The sequence below is a fragment of the Olivibacter sp. XZL3 genome (genome assembly GCF_004368405.1).
Taxonomy (GTDB): Bacteria; Bacteroidota; Bacteroidia; order Sphingobacteriales; family Sphingobacteriaceae; genus Olivibacter.
This window is the reverse complement of record NZ_SBJH01000032.1, coordinates 74,560-80,670: the sequence shown is the minus strand read 5'-3', so window position 1 is coordinate 80,670 and position 6,111 is coordinate 74,560. Positions and strand designations below refer to the sequence as shown.

At 40.9% G+C, this 6,111-nt stretch carries 4 protein-coding genes; all 4 read left to right on the top strand.

Annotated features, from left to right (window positions below; genetic code table 11):
- Positions 1-209 precede the first annotated feature (209 nt).
- Positions 210-935, top strand: a complete 726-nt coding sequence (locus EPX21_RS08090) for a hypothetical protein (RefSeq protein ID WP_166670710.1) — start codon at positions 210-212, stop codon at positions 933-935.
- Positions 936-1,007: 72 nt separating this feature from the next.
- Positions 1,008-4,580: a glycosyl hydrolase 115 family protein gene (locus tag EPX21_RS08085; protein ID WP_134089162.1), complete on the top strand. Its 3,573-nt coding sequence runs from the start codon at positions 1,008-1,010 to the stop codon at positions 4,578-4,580.
- 780 nt (positions 4,581-5,360) lie between these two features.
- Positions 5,361-5,843 (top strand): hypothetical protein, encoded by a 483-nt coding sequence (locus EPX21_RS08080; protein WP_240768589.1) that lies wholly within the window; start codon positions 5,361-5,363, stop codon positions 5,841-5,843.
- 25 nt (positions 5,844-5,868) lie between these two features.
- On the top strand, positions 5,869-6,054 hold the full coding sequence (locus EPX21_RS08075; protein WP_134089161.1) for a hypothetical protein: 186 nt from the start codon (positions 5,869-5,871) through the stop codon (positions 6,052-6,054).
- Positions 6,055-6,111 lie beyond the last annotated feature (57 nt).

The following is a 6,111-nucleotide window of genomic DNA, read 5'->3' as shown; positions in this document are numbered from 1 at the left end:
TAATTAAATCTAACGTTTTTGATGAAAACACTCCTTAAGTTTTTAAAATATCGTGTCCACTTTTTGCTGACGATTTACATTTTCAGGATACGGATGGAAAGGGTTATTTACTTATTCATCATGGCGATAATTACCGTTTAAGCCGGGATTATTGCTCCGCGGAAAAGCAAATATCAAGTAGTATACCCGGTTCGGGAGAATCGCCTGCCATGTTCAGAAAGAACGGGATATATTATTTACTATATTCCAATTTAACCAGTTGGGAAAGGAATGATAACTTTTACTATACAGCGACCTCTATTGAGGGTCCGTGGGAAAAGCAAGGCTTATTTTGCCCAGAGGGATCTTTGACCTATAATTCTCAATGTTCCTTTGTTTTTTCTATTATCCGTGGCGATGACACCCTTCACATGTATATGGGTGATCGCTGGTCTTTTCCGCGTCAGGCATCTGCTGCAACGCAAGTGTGGCTACCTCTGCAAACCAGAGGAAAAAAACTATCCATTCCGGAATATTGGCCAAGCTGGGATTTTCTTAAAGCGCAACCGCCTGTAACGAAAGACAGCGTATTGAATTTGTCCGGAACACTTCCTTTTCATTCCAATAGAAAAGGCGATTTTATAAGCATTCCTTATGACGGCAATCGCATTGCGCTTGTTGGTGAAAGTTCATCTCACGGAGGTTATGCCCACATCTCTGTATCGGAAAGCAGTGGCAGAGTCATTTATAGTTCGCTAGTGGATTTTTATAGCAAAGTTGCCGATACCGGCATTCGATTTATCAGTCCTCAGCTTCCGGTAGGAGACTATGTTCTACAAGTTGAAGTTTCTGGCGAGCAACCTGTATGGTTTAGTAAAAAAGGGGATCGTTTCGGGAGTGATGATTATTGGGTAAAAATAAACGGGGTAAAGGTTTTACCATTTATCAAAGACTAGTATTGCAAAAAATAGGAAGAAAGATAATATAACGAGGAGAGAGTTTTAATAAGCTTAAATACAACATATAAGATGCGAAATCATTCAAAGGTAATACAAAAGGGAAAAAAAGCATTTACTTCAAAATTTGTTAAGAGCAAATTACTATTACTAGGCATCATGACCTTATTGCTTAGCGGAAAGCCCGATAATAGAACGACGATATTTACTATCGGAGATTCTACAATGGCTAATAAAGATACTACCAGAAATAATCCGGAAACCGGCTGGGGGCAGGTGTTTCCTTCGTTTTTTAGCAATGTGAGTGTTGAAAATCATGCAAAAGATGGACGTAGTACCAAAAGTTTCATAGATGAGGGTAGATGGAGTGTTGTACTAAACAAATTAAAACAAGGGGATTATGTATTCATAGAGTTTGGACATAATGATGAAAAGAAAGAAGTATCTTCCCTTTATGCCGATTCCAAAACCACTTACCGTGAAAATTTGAGAAGATTTGTCTGGGAAACACGGGAAAAAGGTGCTTATCCCGTCTTGCTTACCTCTATTGTAAGAAGAAAATTTGATGAGGCGGGCAAGCTTGTCAACACACATGGTGATTATCCAAATGCTGTTCGCCAAGTAGCAGAAGAGCTAAAAGTGCCATTGATAGACATGGAACAGAAAACCCGTCAACAGGTAACCCAGCTTGGGGTAGAAGAATCAAAACGTATTTACCTGCATTTCAACAGCGGTGAGCACCCATTATATCCCAAAGGAAGGCGTGATGATACGCATTTGTCTCGTTACGGTGCTTTTCTTGTCGCGCGTCTTGTTACGGAAGGTATCCGCGAACTGCAATTGCCTTTGGGAAAATATCTAAAGAAGCATAATGATGAAATCCTTATTGGTAAAGACGATTCCGTTTATGTATATATGTCTGAACAGGAAAAGCCGGTTGTAAACACAACATTGGCCATGCTAAAAAAAGATATAAAGACGGTATTTAACAGCTCTTTATTAACTTCCGCAGAATCGCAGAAGGCTTCAATCATTGTTGGCACCCTCGGACAAAATGCGATAATAGATCGTTTGGCTTCCGAGAAAAAAATTAATGTGTCAGGAATAGAGAAAAAATGGGAAGCTTTTTTAATAACGCCAGTTTTGCTGGAAGGTAAAAAGAAGTTGGTTATTGCCGGAAGCGATAGCCGGGGCACAGCTTATGGTTTACTCGAATTATCAAGAATGATAGGTGTTTCTCCTTGGGAGTGGTGGGCCGATGTAACACCGGAATCCAAAGAACTATTTGTTATGCCTACTACCGACATCGTGCAAGCGCCTTCGGTTCAATACCGCGGCATTTTCCTTAATGACGAAGATTGGGCATTAGTGCCTTGGAGTACTAAAACCTATGAGCCGACCGCACAATCAGGTGCTATTGGGCCGAAAACTTATGCTAAAATATTTGAATTGTTGCTCCGCCTTCGGGCCAACATGATATGTCCGGCGATGCATGAGGTTACCCGGTCTTTTTATACAGTTGCCGGTAATAAAGAGGCTGCCGAAAAATATGGTATAATAGTAAGCACCTCGCATGCGGAACCAATGATGAGAACCAATACGGGTGAATGGGATAGCCAAAAGTTTGGAGATTTCAACTACTTTACAAATAAGCGTAATATCATTTCCTATTGGGATAAGCGTGTTTCAGAATTGGTACATTCTGAGAACGTATATACTATGGGACTAAGAGGAATCCATGACGGAAGGATGCAGGGGGTATCAAGCCTAGATGAGGAAACCAAGACTTTAGAAGATGTAATTCGCGAACAGCAAAACATGTTGAAAAAATATCATCCTGAAAAGAAGCTGAGCGATATTCCGCAAATTTTTGTGCCTTATAAAGAAGTACTCGATGCGTATAATAATAACCTGAAACTTCCGGATAATATTACCCTAGTTTGGTGCGATGATAATAATGGATACCTGATGCGTTTAAGCGATGAGAAAGAAAAAAAACGTTCTGGGGGCGCGGGTATTTATTATCATATATCTTATTGGGGGAAGCCTCATGACTATCTGTGGCTTGCTTCCACTCAACCGGCATTGATGTGTACAGAAGTTAAACGTGCTTGGGATAACGGGGCTCAAAAGTACTGGTTACTAAATGTAGGCGATATAAAGCCCGGAGAATATTTAACAGAACTCTTTTTGGATATGGCCTGGAACATTAATTCCGTAAAAGCTCATGCTATATATCAGCATCAAAAAAACTGGCTCGGTACTGCTTTCAGGGGAATAGCCAATGATGCAATAGACACCATCATGAAGCAATATTATCATTTATCGGGCATACGAAAGCCTGAGCACATGGGATGGAATAAAGTAGAAGATTACAAAGACATATCTGTACTAAAAGACAATTATACGAGAAAGTACGGACTTCCGCCGGTTAACAATACAGAGCTGTCTCCGTTTTACTTTAACGATGAAATAGACAGCCGTTTACGAGCATACGAATACATTGGCGGGCTGTCCGACAGTATTTATAATGCTGTTATGCCCGAAGTTTTGAAACCCGCCTATTTTCAGTTGGTTCATTATCCCGTAAAAGCTGCGGCGGCAATGAACCGAAAGTTACTATACGCACAAAAAGCAAGATTATACGCACAATACAACTTGCCGGCTGCCATGGAGTATAAACAAAAATCAATACAGGCCTACAACGAAGTAACAGCGTTGGACAGAACATACAACAAAGACCTGTTAGACGGAAAATGGCAGAACATGATGGATATGAAACCCCGGAACCTTCCTGTATTTCAGCTCACAGGGCTTCCTGATATTCAAACGGAGAATATTCCCGGGGTAAAGATATGGATTGAAAACAGTGAAAAGCCTGATACTTCCAATACAGTGAAGTTACCCAGCTTTACGGACGGAGACAGGCAATCTTATTTTTTCTCAGTTTTCTCTACGTCTCAAAAAGCGATCGAATGGGAATTACTAAAAAAGCCTTCTTATGTACGTATAAAGGAAAGTGTGTCGGATCTTTTATATGAAAAGAAGTTTGAAGTATCATTGTCAAAAACGGATGCGACGCAGGGAACTTTTCAGATGAACATCGAAAACAAAACCTATACATTTTCTTTTGACGTTAATCACATAAAAGTTTCGTCCGGCAATGTAGAAAGGAACCGACATATTGCTTTTAGTGCGTCCAATTATAGCAATAATGAAAAGTTTGAAATAATTGAAGGTTTGGGGCATAGTGGAAAAGCTGTTATACTGCCTGCTGTGAAAAAGATAACAGCTTCTGCTACGGCACTGGAATATAATTTTTATACCCAGAGTAGTGGCAAAGCAAAGCTAAAAGTAGGCACTGTTTTTCGTTATCCCGCTGTACCAGCTAATGAGCTTCGTTATGCTGTAGTTATCGACGGTCAGCAGCCCAAAATCATTTCTGTAAAAGCAGCGTTTCTTTCTAATGAATGGGCCGAAAATGTATTAAGAAACCAAGCCTTGTCAGAATTGGAAATTGCGCTGGATAAACCGGGTAACCACAGCCTGAAAGTCTATGCATTAGATGAACCATTACTTTTTGACCAGATAATGATTGATTTTAACCTCAGCAGAAAACATTATGTGGTCCCTGCAGAAAAATAAGTAATGTTTTCTACTGTTGGATAATGACGTGAAAAAGGGAATAAGGGGGATAAAAAGGAACGCTGTCGAGGGCGAATGCGTTATCAAAGACAGCTGCCTTTTAGACGAGAATTTGGCCTATTCTGAACTGCTGAAAAATAGCCTGATTTGACACTGGAGAAAGGTTATACCCAATATCCAAAAACAAATTTTCTTATCAGACCAAATATCAAAGGAGATACGATTAAAAGTACATCAATTGAGAATCTAATGAATTTAGCTATTTTACCGTTCAAAATTCAGGATCCTTGAATTTTTCATAAGCATTAATATATCTTTTCCGAAAAAAACAAGAAATAGACTGTTATAACGCTAACTACCTCCCTAAGTAAAAAATCGCATTTTACTAAGCCAAGATCTTTAATTGCGCGTTTTTCATGACTTTGAATATTTCTATAGCCATAAAAACAATAGCCGAACACATAGCAGAGTTGGGAAGAAGCAGTGTTTACATTTGAGAAAATGAAAGAAATTTATTTGTACTATGGATATAGCGTTATAGAAGTACCAATTGATACAGTGGAAAATAGACTAAAATTTGTTCTTAGCGAAAGTGGATAGAGTCGGAAGCAGGTCTTTTTCTTTTCTTTCGCCAGCCAATAAAATTTGCAGCCGATTGCTTTATTTTATTGGTTTAAATCCTTATCTCTATACCAATCACCAAGCAAACTATATGTGAGCAAAAAGGTGAGCGGTTCTTTAAAGAGTTTTCAAATAATTGATTGATAGATATTTGGAGGCATGGAGTCTTCCGGCCATCCCCGACATCTGTCAAACATCGGGAAACTTACGGAATTCCAGCAATACCTCGCCACGCGCGATAAATGGAACATCCGGCCCAACGATGTGCTGGTGAAAGAAAAGGACGGGAAGATAGCCGAACTCCAAGCCCATATACAGGATTTGGAAGAACAGTTGAAAGCACATACGAAATATGGGGTTTCACAGAAAGTGTATGTTGAGGACGGCTACCTGCCCACGCTCATTGACCTCATCCGGCAACTGCGCGAAGTGGGATTGCCCAATGGGAGGTCGCTGCTCAAAAGCGACCACCACAGTCCGCATAACAAATTGGTAGCGAAATACTTCAACCACGGCGGCAAGGAAATTCCGCTGGATACTGCTCGCAACTATTTCGTGGGCAAGGGCGAATCCCTGATAAAAGGCTCGCAGATTCCCGAAGACAGGAAGCTATTCCGTATCGTACCCATAGACCAAGCCTAACCGTCTACCCGCTCAATCCCCGAACATGACCAAGCCACCCCGGTTGGTCATCCATATCCCTGTTATATCCCCCGACTTTGCCCAAACGGAATGGGTGCCGCCTGATGGAAACGCCGGATATCACCCTGTTTGGTCGCAGGGCCAAACCGTGCTGTTCGCACGTTCCGCCAAGTTGCCATTCCCCGATGGGAATGGAGCAAGCGGAAGTTAGGCATGGCCCTACTTTTCGTTCCACTGCGTAGCGCTATAGGGGTTTTAGGTATCCTCG

Excerpts from the sequence above, each read along its gene's own strand:
- EPX21_RS08075 (WP_134089161.1), top strand. The coding sequence starts at position 5,869 with ATGACCAAGCCACCCCGGTTGGTCATCCATATCCCTGTTATATCCCCC.
- EPX21_RS08090 (WP_166670710.1), top strand. The coding sequence starts at position 210 with ATGTTCAGAAAGAACGGGATATATTATTTACTATATTCCAATTTAACC.
- EPX21_RS08080 (WP_240768589.1), top strand. The coding sequence starts at position 5,361 with ATGGAGTCTTCCGGCCATCCCCGACATCTGTCAAACATCGGGAAACTT.
- EPX21_RS08085 (WP_134089162.1), top strand. The coding sequence starts at position 1,008 with ATGCGAAATCATTCAAAGGTAATACAAAAGGGAAAAAAAGCATTTACT.